Consider the following 16,140-nt stretch of genomic DNA (forward strand, 5'->3'; position numbering starts at 1 on the left):
AGAGCAGGCACAAAGCCAGCTACATCTATCAATGATATATAACGTAAGACATAGTTAACACAGTCACTCCCAGATACATAATCAATATCATTAAAAAAACCTTATAATCTGTGAAAACTTTCAGTGGCACACTACTATAGTATTTCCGTCTGGAAGGGATACGTATCGACATATATAAGTGGTAGATTTCTGGAGAGTCCTTCAATGATTCTAATTTATTATGTGCACACCAGTGCTTTTTATTCCTGAAATAAAAAGATAAATCAATATGCGCTGCCATTAACGCAAGCAGTGCACCGAGGGCCAGACCATCATAATAAAATACAGATTTATGAGGTAAAATGAGAGCAATTAGTTCATTCATCATTACATCCCCATGTGCTGGTAAGCCTTATCACCCTGCAGCCAGGTAATAAATATCCCTGCAGCCGTAAACAATCCAGTACATATTAAAAACAGAATAACCAAGAACCAGCCAGAAATATCTTTACCCTCGTTACCGCTTAAACTACACAGAGTTAATATAAAAGCGAAAAATAACATCACTCCGGATATTCCGGCGGAAGACCACGGTGGAGTGTATATTTTTTCTGCCGGATAATCGGGCTGAGGGGTTAATCTGGATGATACCGCCGTAATAGATAACTTTTTATGTTCGAAGGCCGCCACAAACTGGTCGCCCTGTGCATACGTTACTGCATCTGATGCCAGCGCCAGCGCCAGCCACGGATACCCTGCAGAATGCTCACCGAGCGACGTTTCAAGCTCCAGTCGATCCGGTACGACTTTTTTTTCGTCCAGCACTTCCAGCAACGGATACTTCTCTGTGCGCGATAAACCGGTATACCAGAGCTGTTTGGGTTTACTGACAGCCTCCGCACGCAGATAAACAGGTATTGCTCCTTCTACGTCAATAACTCCCGTCATAGGTTGATAAAGATAAACAGGTTTTTCTCCTTCCGTTTTAACGTAGTAATTCGTCAGGAGAAGTGCGGTAGCATTCTCCATCCACTTGCATTCCCCTTCTTCAGAATGCAAATCTACACAGATAAGCAGGCGTTCAACGACATAGCCGTTCGTTTGTTTTATCCACTCTGTGACTAACGTATAGTCCGGGCATTCAGGCAAAAATGTGATTTTTTTGGTCGAGATCCCGAGACGTTCAAGCACACGCCGGAGTTCGTCGCTACAGGATTCATTCCCACCTCGCACCCATACAAGCGCTTCAATCTGCCTGTACCGGGAGAGTGTATCCATCATCGGCTCCAGGACGTAGATAATAGCCTGCCCGACCCGCGTGAAATCGAATGATTTATCCAGGTCAATTTTCAACGGCATTTTGGCGGCCAGCGGAAACTCCCCCTCCAGTTTCAACATGTTCAGTGCCAACTCCTTTGTTGCCTTTGGCGGGGTCAGTATCGACCAACCAGCCAGGATGATGTTACTCCTGGCATAGCTGACAACCTTGTATTCCTGCCGTGCCGCGATTAATAACCGCGTTTCTATGTAGTGTCTGTTCGCGTTATACGCCATACAGAACGCCTGTACTAAAAAGGTTACTGCAGCGACAGGTATTACCACGGCATCAATAAGAAAACCTGAATCAACATGTTTATTACCCGGCCAGGTGACAGCCCGGATACCAATACAAACAATCACCACGAGCACATAGACAACACAGACACCAATGGTGGGAAAGTCATGTTTAAATTCGTTCTGCTTAGGATAAAGCCACCAGTTCATCATACAGCCCCCGCAGTGGGGAGTGTGGTGCGAATAACACAGCCGCACGCCGCTTTACAGCCATCCACGACCACGCCCCGGCCGTTCATCGTCCATGTCGGATGGCTCTCTTTAATGGGGAACGTCCCCTTGTGTTCGGGACACATCACCTCATCCCCTTTCAGCGCGACAGGCATGCCCATAAACTGCGCGCCTGACGCCTTAATTACCTTCCCGCCGCTCACCAGCGGGTCATTCAGTCGAATTACGCCGTTCATCAGTATCCTTTCCTTCCTGCGTCCATATCGCAGCGCATATAGTCCCAGCCGGTGTATCCCTTTACTTCCGGAACCTTATCGGGTTGATTGTGCCAATTGGTTTTAAGTTGCTCAGTAGAGCCTTCTAAACCTTGTTTGGTCATATACACCATTCCCCAAGGCCAGCCAGGTGAACGAGGTTCCACTTTCCCGCTTACCTTTTGCCCAGTTCCGTCGTCAACGGTATATTCAATCCCAGGACCACCAGCGGCAAGGCGCGGGTCGTCAAACGGTTTGGACGACATATACAGTCGATGTTTGGTCTGCAAAAAACCCTGATTGTTAACGACGGTGAAAGACACAGCATCTTCTGCGGGTGCTCTGTTATCACCATTAGGTTCATTCGGTGATGGGGAAAATCCTACTGACCTCCATGTTTCGCCATAATCTTTCGAAACAAGGAATCCATCTACCTCCCAGTTGGGGATTGAAATATAGCGCTCTGAAGGGTGAATAAATTTATGGGTAAATATTCGGTAAAACTGGCTAACCGGCTCGGTATGAATCCCTTTCTGGGTATCCGTGTACCAGAGTTCACCTTCGCAGTCCCACCCCTTCAGCTCCAGGTAGCGATGATCGTCAAACCGATAAACCACCTGCGTCGGCGGCTCTGAAGCCTTGCAACCGGCCACCAGCAGCAGCGCGGTCAGCACTGAAAAAAGTCCTTTCATGGCTATCTTCCTGCATCCATATTGCATTGCATATGGTCCCAGCCGGTATAATCTTTCACTTCCGGTACTTTATCGGGTAAGCCCTGATAGTTAGCCTTAAACTGGGCTATATCCTCTTTCAGACCTTGTTTAGTTATGTAGTCCAGCCCCCAGGCTGGACCAGGTGAACGGGGTTCCAGAACTTGCACAGTCCCGTCCTGTAGCTTGTAAGTAATGCCGGGTCCACCCGTAGCGAGACGAGGATCATCAAACGGCTTGGACGACATATATAGTCGGTGTTTGGTCTGCAAAAAACCCTGATCGTTGACGACAGTGAAGGAAATAATGTCGTCGTAAGGAGGCGAAGAATCACCGTTAGGCTCGTTTTCTCTGGGAGCAAACGCCGAAGGATACCAGGTTTGCCCATAATCTTTCGAAACCATAGCCCCTGGAGAATCCCATGTAGGAATAGCAATATAACGTTCAGAAGGATGAATAAATTTTTTGGTGTAAATCCGGTAAAACTGACTGACAGGCTCAGAGTGAATACCCCGTTGTGTATCGGTGAACCAGAGTTCACCTTCACAGTTCCAGCCCTTCAACTCCAGATAACGATGGCCATCGAACCGGTACACTACCTGCGTCGGTGGTTCTGAAGCCTGGCAACCGGCCACCAGCAGCGCGGTCAGCACTGAATAAAGTCCTTTCATCTTTTAACGCCCCGCATCCATATCACAGCGCATATGGTCCCAGCCGGTGTATCCCTTCACTTCCGGAACCTTATCGGGTTGATTGTGCCAATTGGTTTTAAGTTGCTCAGTAGAGCCTTCTAAACCTTGTTTGGTCATATACACCATTCCCCAAGGCCAGCCAGGTGAACGAGGTTCCACTTTCCCGCTTACCTTTTGCCCAGTTCCGTCGTCAACGGTATATTCAATCCCAGGACCACCAGCGGCAAGGCGCGGGTCGTCAAACGGTTTGGACGACATATACAGTCGATGTTTGGTCTGCAAAAAACCCTGATCGTTGACGACCGTGAAGGAAAGAACATCTTCCTGCTGTGGGGCATTCATTCCATTAAGATCATTTTCACCAGGGGAAAACTGTGCAATTTGCCAGGTCTGCCCATAATCTTTCGAAACCCTAAATCCACCAACACCCCAACCAGTTATTGCAATATATTTCTCAGATGGATGGACATATTTTTTGGTAAATATCCGGTAAAACTGGCTGACAGGCTCCGTGTGGATACCCCGCAGTGTATCCGTGTACCAGAGTTCACCCTCGCAGTCCCAGCCCTTCAGCTCCAGATAACGATGGTCATCGAACCGGTACACTACCTGCGTTGGCGGCTCTGAAGCCTTGCAACCTGCGGCCACCAGCACTGACACCAGGGCAATACCTGCTGTACGTTCTATCTTCATGCTTGTCTCCCTGTCACGATTCCCACCACGATTTTTGTTTCGCTATTCCCAGGTCGCTGTCAGATTTTGGCTTAGGCATATCCCATTGTAGATTTGCCACTTCCTGATTCCCTGTTGCCAGATCACGGGATGGCTTAACCGACGTGGCATTGTTAAACTGATTTTCCACACCGAACTCACCTTTTGGCAGAATGTCATCTGGTTTGTTCATGAAAAATTTTGTCGTCACGTTATCCAGCTTACCGGTTCGGTAATATTCTTTAGCGAAAGGATAACCATTTTGGGGATCACGCCAGTCCGCACGGTGTAACAATCCCTCCCAGAATTTCCCTGCCTGATAGTCAAACGACTTGCACTGACCAATTGCCAGGTCGAATGCCATCGCGTGCGACGGTGCAAATTCACTGGCGACAATAGAAGAATGCTGGCTGTAGCCTACCGGATCGGTTTTCTGCCACTCCTTTTCAAGTTCATCACGGGATTTAAGCCAGGTCAGCGTCAGTTGAGAAAAATCTCTCGTTCCCGTCACTTCACCGCGAATAACTTCATGCCCCCGGTCAAAACTTTCCACCTGCAGCTCGTTAGGCGTTAATACATGGCCCGGTTGCCAGCTGATACGCTGATAGCTACTAAGCGCATAGGTAGCCGATGCCCTGCGCGAAATGGCACTGGCTTTAGCTGAATAGGAAATGTAAGCGTCAGGACTGTCCGGGTCGATATACGCGGTGTACGGTTTATCACTGGTTTTCGGATCGTTATCCGGATGGTTATCCTGCCCCATGAGTTTGAAAATAAACGGCTCCGGCAGCTCTTCGCCGTTAATCACCACATCGCTGTACGAGTAGCCTGCGTTCATCACCGGCGTGGTACTGAAATCCCCCTTTCGCTCCGGTGTCATCTTAAACGGCTCCGTCTCCAGACGGCCGACCCAGCGGTGCTGGCAGAATACACGCTGACGCAGGTTAGGAATGCCAGCAGCTAACTTATCGGGAATGCCCCGCCAGCCGAATCCCTGGATATTTTGCAGAGAAACCGTGCCATCCTGCGGGCACCAGTAGTTATAGACTTTGCCGTTGTTATCACGCCGGTATTTAGCATCCTGACGTAATGGGTTATCTGAAGGCTTGCGCGCGGCACAGCTGGCTTCCATTGCCTGCATATCAGTCTCTGACAGGCTTTTCCCTTTGTACTGGGTCGCCATCAATGCGCAGAAGTGTTTAAACGTCTCCTGACGGGCGAACGCCGTTTGATGATGGCCGGTCTGGGCGTTTTCAAGTAAACGCTCTTCAAGCGAATACGGCGAGTGATTCAGAATGACGCAGTTAACTGGATCCATTCCTTCTTGCTTGACGAGCATATTCGCCAGCATGGTAATGATTGTTCCCTGGCTGTGCGCCACCACGTTGATCACATCCTTTGCTGTCTCTGGGGTTCGGCGGATAGTCAGAATCAAATCAGCCAGACGCTGGGCGGCAAAAAACTGGTAGATTCGATGCGGGTTGTCGTAGATAGGATGCGTAAAATCGCCACCATTCATATGAAACGAGGCAAATCCGGCAGCGGCCAGCGCCGCGCCGCCCGCACCCGGCCCCAGCATATCGGGGATATTTGTTGTGGCGTTGGCAAAGGTGCCGCCCCCTTTGGAAAAATTCGCTTCCAGCGCGTTACCAAAGTTATCGTTCTGGAACTTAAGCGTACTTTTCCCGTCATTGCCCAAGTCGGCTTTTTTCTTCTCGTCATTCTCCTGATAGGCATCAAACGCCAGATGCGCACTGTTTCCCTGCCTGTAAACCTCTTCCCTGTAGCGTTGCTGGTCTGCAACGTAATCAGCATGAGTGACCGGCTTGTACCCCCAGTAAAACGGGATAACAGGCGAACGGCCAGGATGGGTAATGCGGTACTCCCCCCATTCATGCGCGTAAAAATCCTGACGATTAAGACGCTTACTCAGGCCCGCAAGAATGCCCTTCTCCTGATTCTGGTACGCTTCACCCACGTCGTTCACGCCATGAACCAGGATCACAATTCCCGGCATCGGACGCGGCACGCCAACGCGACGGGTCTGGGCCACCTCACCCAAATCTTTGTGTACCGGAATATCCCCTTCTGATATGACCCGCGAGGCATACGGGCTTTGTCTGGCTTCCGTCATTCCATTAACTCCATTTTATAAGTATCCAGGTCATCGGCATCGAGCAACGATGAATGACCGTTGCTGTCCGTTATGCCTTCCACCACTTTTCCGGCCGAGCTGGTCAGCCGGAATTTTTTGTTTGCGAGAATTTGCTCCGGGTCGTCTCCGGCGTGCAGCTGGTAGCGGAGCTTATATGCCCCCTTATTGAACGGCGGGACCGTGACCTGTGCGCTTTCCGGGCCGTCATACTTCAGACTGGGTCCTTTCAGTTCAATTCCCGTTGGCGAGAAGATAGTGACCAGTCCGTTCGGACTGATGCGTATCCCGCCTCCACCACAGACCAGCTGTATGCCCTGTCTGGCGCTGCCGTTCAGTTGCCCGTCGGTACTCGCCATCGTGAAATCATTCTGCGAGAGCATGTGCATGGCACCGCGCTGAGCCTGCGTCGTGATATCCCCGGCCCCGGCAATCATCTGAATGCCAAGCTTGCGGGCAAACAGCGAGAATTTTTCCCCGACGGCCAGCGAGAACTTTTTCACCACGTTTACGCTGGTATCCTGGCCTGCCGTAATAATCACATCTTTCCCGGCAGACAGTTGCAGACTGTCCGGCGTGACGTGCGCCTGACCTTTGTCGGCATAGGTCAGCAGGCCCGCGCCGGTAAGGTTAGCCAGTGTCTGGCTCAGTTGACTTTGCCGGTCGGTTTCCACATTACTGGCCCCGGCTGTCAGTGCGCTTTGTTGCAGCGTCATTGCCAGCGACAACGCTTTCTCCAGTTGCGCAATGGCGGCCGTCATATCCAGTTGCTTACCCGCAGCACGCGGCTGCGCCTCCGTAGTGATCATCACTCCTTTCGCGGCACGGAGCGCCATGTGATTGTCAGTACGCGCTTCCACACCTTCACCGCGCTGTTTTCCCTCCGCGTCAACGAGGTGGCCAGCGCTAACCTGACTCTTGCCGTACTCCGTGGAAATCTTGATGTGTTCCTGACCGCGGCGGTCCTCCAGGCGGATTTTGTTCGAAGCAGCAGTGCGGATCACATTGCGGGTGTCGTTGCGGTTTGTAACCAGATCAGGGTGCTTGCCGTCATGCATGACGTGCGCAATAAAGGGCCGGTCCGGATCGCCGCCTTCAAAGGCTACAGCCACTTCTGTGCCGTCCAGCAGCGGGAAATGAAAACCAAACACATCCCCGCCGTACGGTCTGCCCAGACGCATCAGCGCACTTTCAAATCCGTCACGTTTCTCGTCGAGGTCAAAATCAAACTTCACGCGGTATCGGCCCTGGGCATCGACTCCGGCATAAGTGTGATCTTGATTCATGGCTGCCACGCGCCCAGGTACCGTACCGGGAATCACCGGTCGCGGCAGATATTCCGGACGATAGCTGTAGCCGTTCAGATAAGGGATCCCCTTCAGGATGGCGCGGTAGTGCTGTGCGCGACTGCCGGATAGCGTCATTGTGGTGACAAGAAAACCGTGTTTAAATCCGTCAGGAATATCCCCTGTCGGGTGGAACATCACACCCGGCAACAGTGTCGGGTCACTGGTTGTCCCTCCCAGCACACTCTGTTTGTTCAGCAGGCGCTCATAGCGCAGGCGTGCGCAGAACGTGGCTGTTTCCGCCTCTTCACCGTAAAAATCGCCGTCCTCCAGATAATGATCGGCATAGTGATACTGTTTGCCGCTGGTTATTCCGTCGGGAATATCATTATCGAAAATGGTTTTATCCGCCTGCGGCGACAAGGGATCGCGGTAGTTATACGTACGTACCAGCACGCTTTCGGGAATGAGTTCGTATTGTTCTTCAATCTCGGTAATATATTCTTCATGGCTGGTCATGCCGGAATGGCGAACGTACGGAAGCCTCTTATCGCTGAAAACATAGCGGCGCCCACCATCACCAAAGACAACCACCGTTTCGCCCTGTACCTTGTCATGGTTTTCAAAGCGGAACCAGATCCCTACCTCGGCCAGCAGACGGCGGATAAACTGAAGATCGGTTTCCTTCCACTGAATAATCATTTCACGGCTGGGGTAGCTGTGGCTCAACTGGTCAAAATCAATGTTGTAACCTTCAAAATGCCCGCTCTCTTTCATCAGCTTCGTGACGAGCTCTGGCACTGACACATTCATGTATACGGCCGAACGGTAATTCCGGTCCAGCAGCGCCAGATCATGCTCCAGCACACACTCGTAAAGGGCTTCATCGGCAGATGACTTCAGACGGGCAAACGACGTGATCACCCCGTTAATCTGGCGCACCGGCAGCCAGGGCTCCTGATTGTGCCAGCCAGCTTTCGGATTCGGGGCACGCAGAATAAACTCCGCCCTCTGATTGAGGACATCGTTGACGGCAATGTTTGATGCCGGGCTGGTAAAGCGGATGGTGTAGCGATAGGGCTTACTGAGTTCTTCTTCCCCGGTAAAAGAGTGAACATCCGGTAAAAAAGATTTGCTTCGTGGAAAATACAGTAAATAACGGTTTAACGTATTCTGTTGCTGAACAATGCCTGACGGTCCTTTCATCGTAAAATATCCCTGATAAAGAATGGCTGTTTATTAAAAAACAATACACTCACAGGCCATTGAATAAAATGCCATTCCGTAACACATCACATAATGTTACAAAATACATATCATTCAGTTTAAAAATAAATAAAACAAAAAACAATCACGCCACAAATAAAAATCAGGGATAATATCCGCTCCGTATATAACAATTCAGTCGGTAACAATATGGACGACGTTCTTTTCCTGTGAATACATCATCAGATATTCAGGAACCGCCGCTGAAGGGTTATTCGGCCGTTTTTCCTGATATAAATCGCTCCTCCCTGATGAACAGCAATAAATATTAAACTGGTTCGTCGCCCGAAAAGAATATACGGCATTTTTTGTATGGGGGATTTTATATGCCAACATTATATGAAGATAAAATCCGTCCCGGTATCCCGGGTTCGCAGGAGGCGGCAACGAGCTGCTGCTTAAACTGAAGAAAATAATCATGGCAGCCTTTTCGCCTGCCGGAGCACATTTTTCCGCATATCTGACATTTTGATACCCACCCTTATTTGTGGACACCACTTTGTCGGAAACATCAGATTATGGCCAGACGGCTCTCCCTGGTCGCATACAAAGTGCGGGAAAAGGTATGCCGTTCAGACGGGAAAGCATCCGCAACGAAGTCCATATCGTGTTCAGACGAAAAAAAATCCGGGTTCAGAGGGGCTGAACCCGGATTGTCTCTTACTGGCAGGATCGTTCAAGCGTTCTTAAACGATCGGCATTACTGCACAAGTGCAGGGCGTTTTTATTGCAGTGGCATAAATGAGGGTTTATGCCCGGCTTATTTGTAGATGACAGCCGTGCCGTGCAGGGTGTTAGGACCGGTCACAGAGGTGATGCGGTAAGATTTTGCACCCATCTCCTGCGCTTTTTGCGCCAGCTGATCTTCCAGGGAACCCAGGTTGGTCCCGGCAGACGCGGAAATTGTACCTACTTTATGCTGATCGGCAGGGGTGGATTGAACCTGTACAGCAGCAAAGCTTGCGAAAGAGAGTGAGCTCAGAACAGCAGCAGCGATGAGGGTTTTTACGTTTTTCATGATGTTTACCTTTAGCAGATGAATTTGGAGGTCGTTATCTATTTAGTTAACGATCGATAGGTAAATCATAAATGTGATCCAGGTCACGCGTCAACATAATTTTATAACGACCATTAACTTAATTTTAAAGTCGTTATTTTTCATATAGATATGATTAATATATTTTTAAGCATTCAGCACTGGTGATGGGTTGCATTTATTTTTATAATGGTTATTCACCAAACCAACAGAGGACCAACGGCACATGACAACCGACGTCACGAGTTGTGCGAAGAAAAGCCGTGGCCGACCAAAAGTGTTTGACAGGGATGCAGCGCTTGATAAGGCCATGACTCTCTTCTGGCAACATGGGTATGAAGCTACCTCGCTTTCCGATCTGGTAGAAGCCACCGGCGCCAAAGCGCCGACGCTGTATGCCGAATTTACCAATAAAGAGGGGCTGTTCAGGGCGGTGCTGGACAGATACATTTCGCGCTTTGCGGCGAAACATGAAGCCCAGCTATTTTGTGAAGAGAAAAGCGTCGAACAGGCGCTTCGGGATTACTTCACCGCCGTCGCGACCTGCTTCACCAGTAAAGATACGCCTGCGGGCTGCTTTATGATTAACACCTCTGCCACCCTGGCGGCGTCCTCGAAAGAGATTGCCAATACGGTGAAATCGCGGCATGCCATGCAGGAAGAGACGCTCAGCGCATTTCTGGCTCAGCGCCAGCAGCGCGGTGAAATCCCTGCGCAATGCAACCCTCAGCTGCTGGCGCAATACCTGAGCTGTATTTTGCAGGGGATGTCGATCAGCGCCCGTGAAGGGGCTACGCTGGAAAAACTGCAGCATATTAGCGAAACCACGCTGCGACTGTGGCCTGAGCTACTAAAAATCTGAAGCAAAAAAAAGCTCCTCAGCCTGAGCGCATGAGGAGCTAAATTCAGAGAACATCTTTTTTACACTTTGTTATTCAGAACCAGCTGGCCATTTCCATCCAGTGGAATTTGCGTGCCCGGGTCTTTATCCATGCGGATTTTGCCCTGCTGATCGCCAATTTTGTACGTCACGTCATAGCCCAGCATTTTTTCCGACTTGTCATAGACGGTTTTGCAGCGTTGCTGAGTCGTGGTGTAAGTATCGTTATCCTGCATCGCGCCCTGCACCTGGTTACCGGCATAGCCGCCACCCAGCGCACCGACCACGGTCGCCACATCTTTACCCCGGCCGCCGCCGAACTGGTGACCAATCACGCCACCCGCTACCGCGCCCAGAACAGAACCGGCGATGCGGTTTTCATCCTGCACCGGACGACGATGCGTCACGGAGACGTTACGGCACTCCTGACGAGGCGTTTTTACCGTTTCTTTAATCGGTGTAGCAGAAACCACCTGCGCATACTGCGGGCCGCGATCTAATACGTTGAGACTGGCAACGGCAGCCACACCTAACGCAGCCGCGACGCCAATCCCTATACCCGCCAACATTGATTTATTCACGGGACTTCCTCCTTTGTTGCTATTGGTAACAATTTTGCAATGGAGGCACGGCTTCGCCAATCAGATAAAGGATCAAAAAAGGGACGTTCAGAGGAGATATATTGTATTTAGGAGAACTCTTAAGCGCTCAATCTGTGATCTACAGCATGAAATGCTAAAAACTCCCTCCGGAGAGCCCGGAGGGAGTGAAAGATTAGTGCAGCTTCAGACGCGGACGGATCACGCGGTTGATTCTGCCCACCAGCATCATCAGCCCGGTTTTGAAGTAGCCGTGCAGCGCAATCTGGTGCATACGGTAGAGGGAGATATACACGAAGCGGGCAATGCGCCCTTCTACCATCATCGAGCCGCGCATCAGGTTACCCATCAGGCTGCCGACAGTAGAGAAGTTTGACAGAGACACCAGAGAACCATGGTCTTTGTAGACATAGGCCTTCATTGGCTTGCCTTTGTACTGCGCCAGAATGTTGTGCAGGACCAGGCTTGCCATCTGGTGTGCGGCCTGCGCGCGCGGCGGCACGAATCCACCTTCAGGACGGGCGCAGGAGGCGCAGTCACCGATAGCAAAGATTTCTGGGTCACGCGTGGTTTGCAGCGTTGGCTCCGTGACCAGCTGGTTAATGCGGTTGGTTTCCAGGCCGCCGATATCTTTCATAAAGTCAGGCGCTTTGATACCGGCCGCCCAGACCATCAGATCCGCTTTGATATACTCGCCGTCTTTGGTGTGCAGGCCGCCTTCGTCGGCGCTGGTCACCATGGTCTGCGTCAGCACCCGCACGCCCAGCTTGGTGAGTTCATTGTGCGCCGCACCGGAAATACGCGGAGGCAGCGCAGGCAGAATGCGTTCACCGGCTTCTACCAGCGTGACGTTCAGCGCTTCATTCGTTAGCCCTTTGTAACCGTAGCTGTGCAGCTGCTTCACCGCATTGTGCAGCTCCGCAGACAGCTCAACGCCCGTCGCACCGCCGCCAACAATGGCGATATTTACTTTGCCGTTCGCACCCATATTGCTGGTGTACTTCAGGAACAGGTTCAGCATTTCCTGATGGAAACGACGCGCCTGGTGCGGGTTATCGAGGAAGATACAGTGCTCTTTCACGCCCGGCGTGTTGAAGTCGTTGGAGGTACTGCCGAGCGCCATGACCAGCGTGTCATACGGCAGCTTGCGCTCAGGAACCAACAGCTCCCCTTTTTCATCACGCAGTTCTGCCAGAGTGATGGTTTTGCTTTCACGGTTGATGTCCACCACCGAGCCCAGCTGGAACTGGAAATGGTGGTTGCGCGCATGCGCCAGATAGCTGAGCGCGTCCACGCCCTCGTCCAGAGAGCCGGTCGCCACTTCATGCAGCAGCGGTTTCCACAGGTGGCTGTGGTTACGATCCACGAGCGTGATTTTGGCTTTTTTACCGCGACCCAGCTTCTTACCCAACTGTGTCGCCAGCTCCAGCCCGCCAGCACCACCGCCTACAATCACTATCTTTTTCAATGGCGTAGTCAACGTGACCCCCTCAAATTATTAACCAATTGTTAATTAAAAGTTATATAAATAACTCTTAATTAACAACAGGTTACAGCACTGAAACCATTCAGGTGCATTGAGAATACCACGTCAGGCGCATTGGTCATACCAAAATTGATATGCATCAAGTTTTGATGGCTTAAAAGTAGACAATTCTGGTCAAGAAGAAAGCCCGGCACACTTTCGCGTGCCGGGCTTCGACGCCTGCAGGCAAGGAATTAACCCAGCGTTTTAAACGCTTTGATACGCTGCAGGTGTGGGGAGATGTTTTTGAACTTGTGGGTCTGCTCTTCGTCCCAGACGATCTCATAGTAATGATGCAGAAGTTCTGCAGCCCGGTGGCTGTTGAGCGCCTCATCGTTTCGCGACAGGATCACCAGACAGCGGTCACGGTTTTTCTCACGAAAATTGCTGACGCACTTGGTCGCAATATCGACATACTCTTCCGGGCGGTCGATTTTGCCTTCCATGTTTTCGTTCGGGAACAGGTTAGGATTGAACACCACCTGACGGATGTCACACAGGAAGCCAATCCGCTCTGCCCAGTAGCCGCCCAGCCCCACGCCGCAAATCAACGGCCGATCGTCGACGTTGAGCTGCAACATCTTGTCCACCTCTTTGAGCAGATGCTGCATATCATGCTTCGGATGACGCGTGCTGTAGCTGATCAACCGTACATCCGGATCGATAAACTGCAGCTGCAGCACCTTCTCATGATTACCAGGGCTGTTTGAGTCAAAACCGTGTAAATAGATGATCATCGTCTTCTCACCACGCTACGCCTTCCGGGAGGGTTTACAGGCTGGCTTTATGTGCCTGCCAGCGCTCATTCAGGTCTTCAAGCCGGGCGTTGACCGTCTTCCAGCGCGCCGAATCCATCAGCTCCTGACGGCTAAATGAACCTTTATGATACAAATGCGTAACACGCTCTGCATTGATCGGCGACAGGTTATCCAGCACGCTAACGGCACCTTTACGATTATTGCAGACCAGGATCATATCGCAACCTGCATCCAGCGAGGCCTGACCGCGCTCAGCATAGCTGCCCATGATTGCCGCCCCTTCCATCGACAGATCGTCGGAGAAAATGACGCCGTTGAAACCCAGCTCCTGGCGCAGAACGGTTTTCAGCCAGTGCGGGGAGCCGCTGGCAGGGCGCGGGTCAACGTCGCTGTAAATCACGTGCGCGGGCATAATGGCGTCCAGCTTGTTGTCAGTGATAAGCGACCTGAACACCGACATATCTTTGGCGCGAATTTCTGCTTCCGGGCGCGGATCGCGCGGGGTCTCTTTATGCGAGTCTGCCGTTACCGCTCCGTGACCCGGGAAGTGTTTCCCGGTGGTTTTCATCCCGGCATCGTGCATGCCGTCAATGAACCGGGTCGCCATGGCCAGCGCAATGCGCGGATCGTCATGGTATGAGCGCTCGCCAATCGCGGCGCTGATATGCCCCACGTCCAGAACCGGGGCAAAACTGATGTCGATATCCATGGCAATCATTTCGCTGGCCATCAGCCAGCCGGCCTCCTGCGCCAGTTTCCCGCCCTCTTCCGTGCCGAGCAGCGCGGCAAAAGACTGGGCCGCCGGCAGGCGGGTAAACCCTTCGCGAAAACGCTGCACGCGGCCGCCTTCCTGATCGACGGCGACCACCAGATGATTGCGCGACGCGGCGCGGATCTGACGCACCAGCTCACGCAGTTGCGCCGGATCGTGATAGTTGCGGGTAAACAGGATCAGACCCCCCACCAGCGGATGCGCCAGAATTTCACGCTCCTCCGCATCCAGCTCAAACCCTTCTACATCCAACATGACTGGACCCACATCCACCTCTCTTATCCTTTCGTTTGTAACTGACGCCAGGCATCGTCTGCCAGCGCAATAAAGTGTTTGTCTCTCGACTGCTGATAGCGCATTTCAAACCAGCCAGCCATTAACATGACGACCCAGGGCCGCCAGCGTTTGACCTGACGCCTCAGCGCGTCGGCGTTGATATGTGCCGCCTCGGCGTAGTCCCTGATCAGCGTCTGCCGTGCGGCGTCACTCTCCGTCCAGACTGCCGCCAGCTCCAGCGCCACATCGCCATCTCCGGCATATTCCCAGTCGATGAGCCTGATGCCCGCTGACGTATGCACAATATTTCCGGCATGAACATCCATGTGCAGCGGCGAGAGCCGAATCGGGTGCGGCTCGCCCGTTTTACGCAACCGCTTGAGATGCGCCAGCCACACTGGGGTGCGTCTGTCAGGCGCGGCCTGCTGCCAGTAGCGTTCCAGCAGCGGGTATAACGTGATTCGCCATCCAAGACGTGGCTGCCGGTGCAGATGATACAGCATCGCCGCGAGCGCCGGCGTGTCCGGCAGCGCGCTTTTCACGTCACCGTCCAGATAGTCGACGGCCATCCAGCTCTCTCTGAAAAAACGGGGGGCAGGCACGAGATCTGACGGAAGACGCCTCAGGGCGCGAAACTGACGACGGAAATGGGAGGCAGGCGCATAGGGGTCGTGATGTTGCCGCAAGACCAGACGTCGTTCGCCCTGCGCTATAATGCAACTCGCGCCGCCAAGCCCGGAGTGGGCCTGCGGCGCGATAAGGCGGTACTGAGGAAAATAGCGCGTCAGAATCTCTTCACGCGTGCTGTCATTGTTGCGTAACCGCACCTTTACCTGACCAGATAATTTCGCCTGTCTGAACCAGCATCAGCTGCATCTGCAGGGCCGGTGTATTCACGTTACCGGTGGCGTTAGAGTACAGCACATACTGTGCGCCAACGTTACGGGCAATGCCGATCGCCTTGCTGCGTGTGCCGAGGCTATCCTGCGGCGACAGGCCCAGCTGCTGTTTGGCTACCGCAAGCTGCTGAGCCGAGACCAGCGTAAACTTACCGTTGTTTGCCAGGGCATTGCGTAGCGTTTCAGTCGCTTCGCCCGCGTTCAGTGAACCGTTGGTACGGTTGTTGACGCTGTCGACCAGCAATACGCTGCCCGCCGTCACGCCCTGTGCCTGCAGCATTTTGCCGACCATGGGCTGCATTGCGCCGTTCCAGTCGTAATGGCGCACGCGCGGCGTCGGCTGCGACGTCTGGTCCGGATGCTCAATCGGGCCTGGCTGTGCCGGTATAGACGGTACGGACGGCACGGTTGGCTGCGGCTGCGTTGGCTGTGTCGGCTGTTCAGTGCCCGGTTTCGCCTCTTCCACAGGCGCTGGCTGTTCAGTTCGGGTCACACACCCCGCCAGGACCAGCGCGAAAGCTGTCACGAGCGCATAGCGGCTCAAGTTTTTAATCAAGGTT

Annotated in this window: 16 protein-coding genes; 1 reads left to right on the plus strand and 15 read right to left on the minus strand. The window is 52.4% G+C overall.

Going from position 1 to position 16,140, the window contains the following annotated elements:
- Window positions 1–28: 28 nt before the first annotated feature.
- The 9 genes from CWR52_RS03530 to bhsA all read right to left on the minus strand — a co-directional run bounded on the left by CWR52_RS03530 (window position 29) and on the right by bhsA (window position 9,853).
- The gene (locus CWR52_RS03530; protein ID WP_059354883.1) at window positions 29–367 is read right to left on the minus strand and encodes a hypothetical protein; all 339 of its coding nucleotides are present in this window, start codon (window positions 365–367) and stop codon (window positions 29–31) included.
- Window positions 367–1,746, minus strand: coding sequence for a hypothetical protein (locus CWR52_RS03535; protein WP_104948857.1), 1,380 nt, complete (start codon window positions 1,744–1,746; stop codon window positions 367–369). The genes CWR52_RS03530 and CWR52_RS03535 overlap by 1 nt, the downstream gene beginning before the upstream one ends.
- Window positions 1,743–2,000: a PAAR domain-containing protein gene (locus CWR52_RS03540; protein WP_032639699.1), complete on the minus strand. Its 258-nt coding sequence runs from the start codon at window positions 1,998–2,000 to the stop codon at window positions 1,743–1,745. Before CWR52_RS03540 ends, CWR52_RS03535 begins: the two co-directional genes overlap by 4 nt.
- On the minus strand, window positions 2,000–2,710 hold the full coding sequence (locus CWR52_RS03545; RefSeq protein WP_104948858.1) for a T6SS immunity protein Tli3 family protein: 711 nt from the start codon (window positions 2,708–2,710) through the stop codon (window positions 2,000–2,002). The genes CWR52_RS03540 and CWR52_RS03545 overlap by 1 nt, the downstream gene beginning before the upstream one ends.
- Before the next feature lie 2 nt (window positions 2,711–2,712).
- Complete coding sequence (locus CWR52_RS03550) at window positions 2,713–3,399, minus strand: T6SS immunity protein Tli3 family protein (protein ID WP_104948859.1); 687 nt, start codon at window positions 3,397–3,399, stop codon at window positions 2,713–2,715.
- A 3-nt stretch (window positions 3,400–3,402) separates the two neighbouring features.
- The gene (locus CWR52_RS03555; RefSeq protein WP_104948860.1) at window positions 3,403–4,113 is read right to left on the minus strand and encodes a T6SS immunity protein Tli3 family protein; all 711 of its coding nucleotides are present in this window, start codon (window positions 4,111–4,113) and stop codon (window positions 3,403–3,405) included.
- Between the two features lie 13 nt (window positions 4,114–4,126).
- Entirely contained in the window at window positions 4,127–6,265 is a 2,139-nt protein-coding gene (locus CWR52_RS03560) for a T6SS effector phospholipase Tle3 domain-containing protein (RefSeq protein ID WP_104948861.1), read from the minus strand.
- Window positions 6,262–8,775, minus strand: a complete 2,514-nt coding sequence (locus tag CWR52_RS03565) for a type VI secretion system Vgr family protein (RefSeq protein WP_104948862.1) — start codon at window positions 8,773–8,775, stop codon at window positions 6,262–6,264. The genes CWR52_RS03560 and CWR52_RS03565 overlap by 4 nt, the downstream gene beginning before the upstream one ends.
- 820 nt (window positions 8,776–9,595) lie before the next feature.
- Window positions 9,596–9,853 carry a multiple stress resistance protein BhsA gene (gene bhsA, locus CWR52_RS03575; protein WP_023616599.1) on the minus strand — a complete coding sequence of 86 codons (258 nt, stop codon included), beginning with the start codon at window positions 9,851–9,853 and terminating at the stop codon, window positions 9,596–9,598.
- A gap of 244 nt (window positions 9,854–10,097) precedes the next feature.
- Here bhsA and comR point away from each other — a divergent pair, with 244 nt between their 5' ends.
- On the plus strand, window positions 10,098–10,733 hold the full coding sequence (comR, locus tag CWR52_RS03580) for a TetR family copper-responsive transcriptional repressor ComR (RefSeq protein WP_032657993.1): 636 nt from the start codon (window positions 10,098–10,100) through the stop codon (window positions 10,731–10,733).
- Between the two features lie 59 nt (window positions 10,734–10,792).
- On the opposite strand, the gene CWR52_RS03585 is transcribed toward comR, so the two are convergent.
- The 6 genes from CWR52_RS03585 to lpoB all read right to left on the minus strand — a co-directional run bounded on the left by CWR52_RS03585 (window position 10,793) and on the right by lpoB (window position 16,136).
- Complete coding sequence (locus CWR52_RS03585) at window positions 10,793–11,332, minus strand: glycine zipper 2TM domain-containing protein (RefSeq protein ID WP_008500779.1); 540 nt, start codon at window positions 11,330–11,332, stop codon at window positions 10,793–10,795.
- A 193-nt stretch (window positions 11,333–11,525) separates the two neighbouring features.
- Window positions 11,526–12,830: an NAD(P)/FAD-dependent oxidoreductase gene (locus tag CWR52_RS03590; RefSeq protein ID WP_008500780.1), complete on the minus strand. Its 1,305-nt coding sequence runs from the start codon at window positions 12,828–12,830 to the stop codon at window positions 11,526–11,528.
- 239 nt (window positions 12,831–13,069) lie between these two features.
- Complete coding sequence (gene ycfP, locus CWR52_RS03595) at window positions 13,070–13,612, minus strand: alpha/beta hydrolase YcfP (protein ID WP_008500781.1); 543 nt, start codon at window positions 13,610–13,612, stop codon at window positions 13,070–13,072.
- Window positions 13,613–13,646: 34 nt separating this feature from the next.
- Window positions 13,647–14,672: a beta-N-acetylhexosaminidase gene (gene nagZ, locus CWR52_RS03600; protein ID WP_104950885.1), complete on the minus strand. Its 1,026-nt coding sequence runs from the start codon at window positions 14,670–14,672 to the stop codon at window positions 13,647–13,649.
- A gap of 11 nt (window positions 14,673–14,683) precedes the next feature.
- Window positions 14,684–15,508 (minus strand): thiamine kinase, encoded by an 825-nt coding sequence (gene thiK, locus CWR52_RS03605; protein WP_104948863.1) that lies wholly within the window; start codon window positions 15,506–15,508, stop codon window positions 14,684–14,686.
- Window positions 15,489–16,136 carry a penicillin-binding protein activator LpoB gene (lpoB, locus tag CWR52_RS03610; protein ID WP_114149323.1) on the minus strand — a complete coding sequence of 216 codons (648 nt, stop codon included), beginning with the start codon at window positions 16,134–16,136 and terminating at the stop codon, window positions 15,489–15,491. Before lpoB ends, thiK begins: the two co-directional genes overlap by 20 nt.
- Between the last annotated feature and the right edge of the window lie 4 nt (window positions 16,137–16,140).

Source organism: Enterobacter sp. SGAir0187 (assembly GCF_002952735.2).
GTDB lineage: Bacteria > Pseudomonadota > Gammaproteobacteria > Enterobacterales > Enterobacteriaceae > Enterobacter > Enterobacter quasiroggenkampii.

What these genes read in the sequence shown, in the direction of transcription:
- CWR52_RS03530 (WP_059354883.1), bottom strand. Translation starts at nt 367, where the DNA reads ATGATGAATGAACTAATTGCTCTCATTTTACCTCATAAATCTGTATTT.
- CWR52_RS03535 (WP_104948857.1), bottom strand. Translation starts at nt 1,746, where the DNA reads ATGATGAACTGGTGGCTTTATCCTAAGCAGAACGAATTTAAACATGAC.
- CWR52_RS03540 (WP_032639699.1), bottom strand. Translation starts at nt 2,000, where the DNA reads ATGAACGGCGTAATTCGACTGAATGACCCGCTGGTGAGCGGCGGGAAG.
- CWR52_RS03545 (WP_104948858.1), bottom strand. Translation starts at nt 2,710, where the DNA reads ATGAAAGGACTTTTTTCAGTGCTGACCGCGCTGCTGCTGGTGGCCGGT.
- CWR52_RS03550 (WP_104948859.1), bottom strand. Translation starts at nt 3,399, where the DNA reads ATGAAAGGACTTTATTCAGTGCTGACCGCGCTGCTGGTGGCCGGTTGC.
- CWR52_RS03555 (WP_104948860.1), bottom strand. Translation starts at nt 4,113, where the DNA reads ATGAAGATAGAACGTACAGCAGGTATTGCCCTGGTGTCAGTGCTGGTG.
- CWR52_RS03560 (WP_104948861.1), bottom strand. Translation starts at nt 6,265, where the DNA reads ATGACGGAAGCCAGACAAAGCCCGTATGCCTCGCGGGTCATATCAGAA.
- CWR52_RS03565 (WP_104948862.1), bottom strand. Translation starts at nt 8,775, where the DNA reads ATGAAAGGACCGTCAGGCATTGTTCAGCAACAGAATACGTTAAACCGT.
- bhsA (WP_023616599.1), bottom strand. Translation starts at nt 9,853, where the DNA reads ATGAAAAACGTAAAAACCCTCATCGCTGCTGCTGTTCTGAGCTCACTC.
- comR (WP_032657993.1), top strand. Translation starts at nt 10,098, where the DNA reads ATGACAACCGACGTCACGAGTTGTGCGAAGAAAAGCCGTGGCCGACCA.
- ycfP (WP_008500781.1), bottom strand. Translation starts at nt 13,612, where the DNA reads ATGATCATCTATTTACACGGTTTTGACTCAAACAGCCCTGGTAATCAT.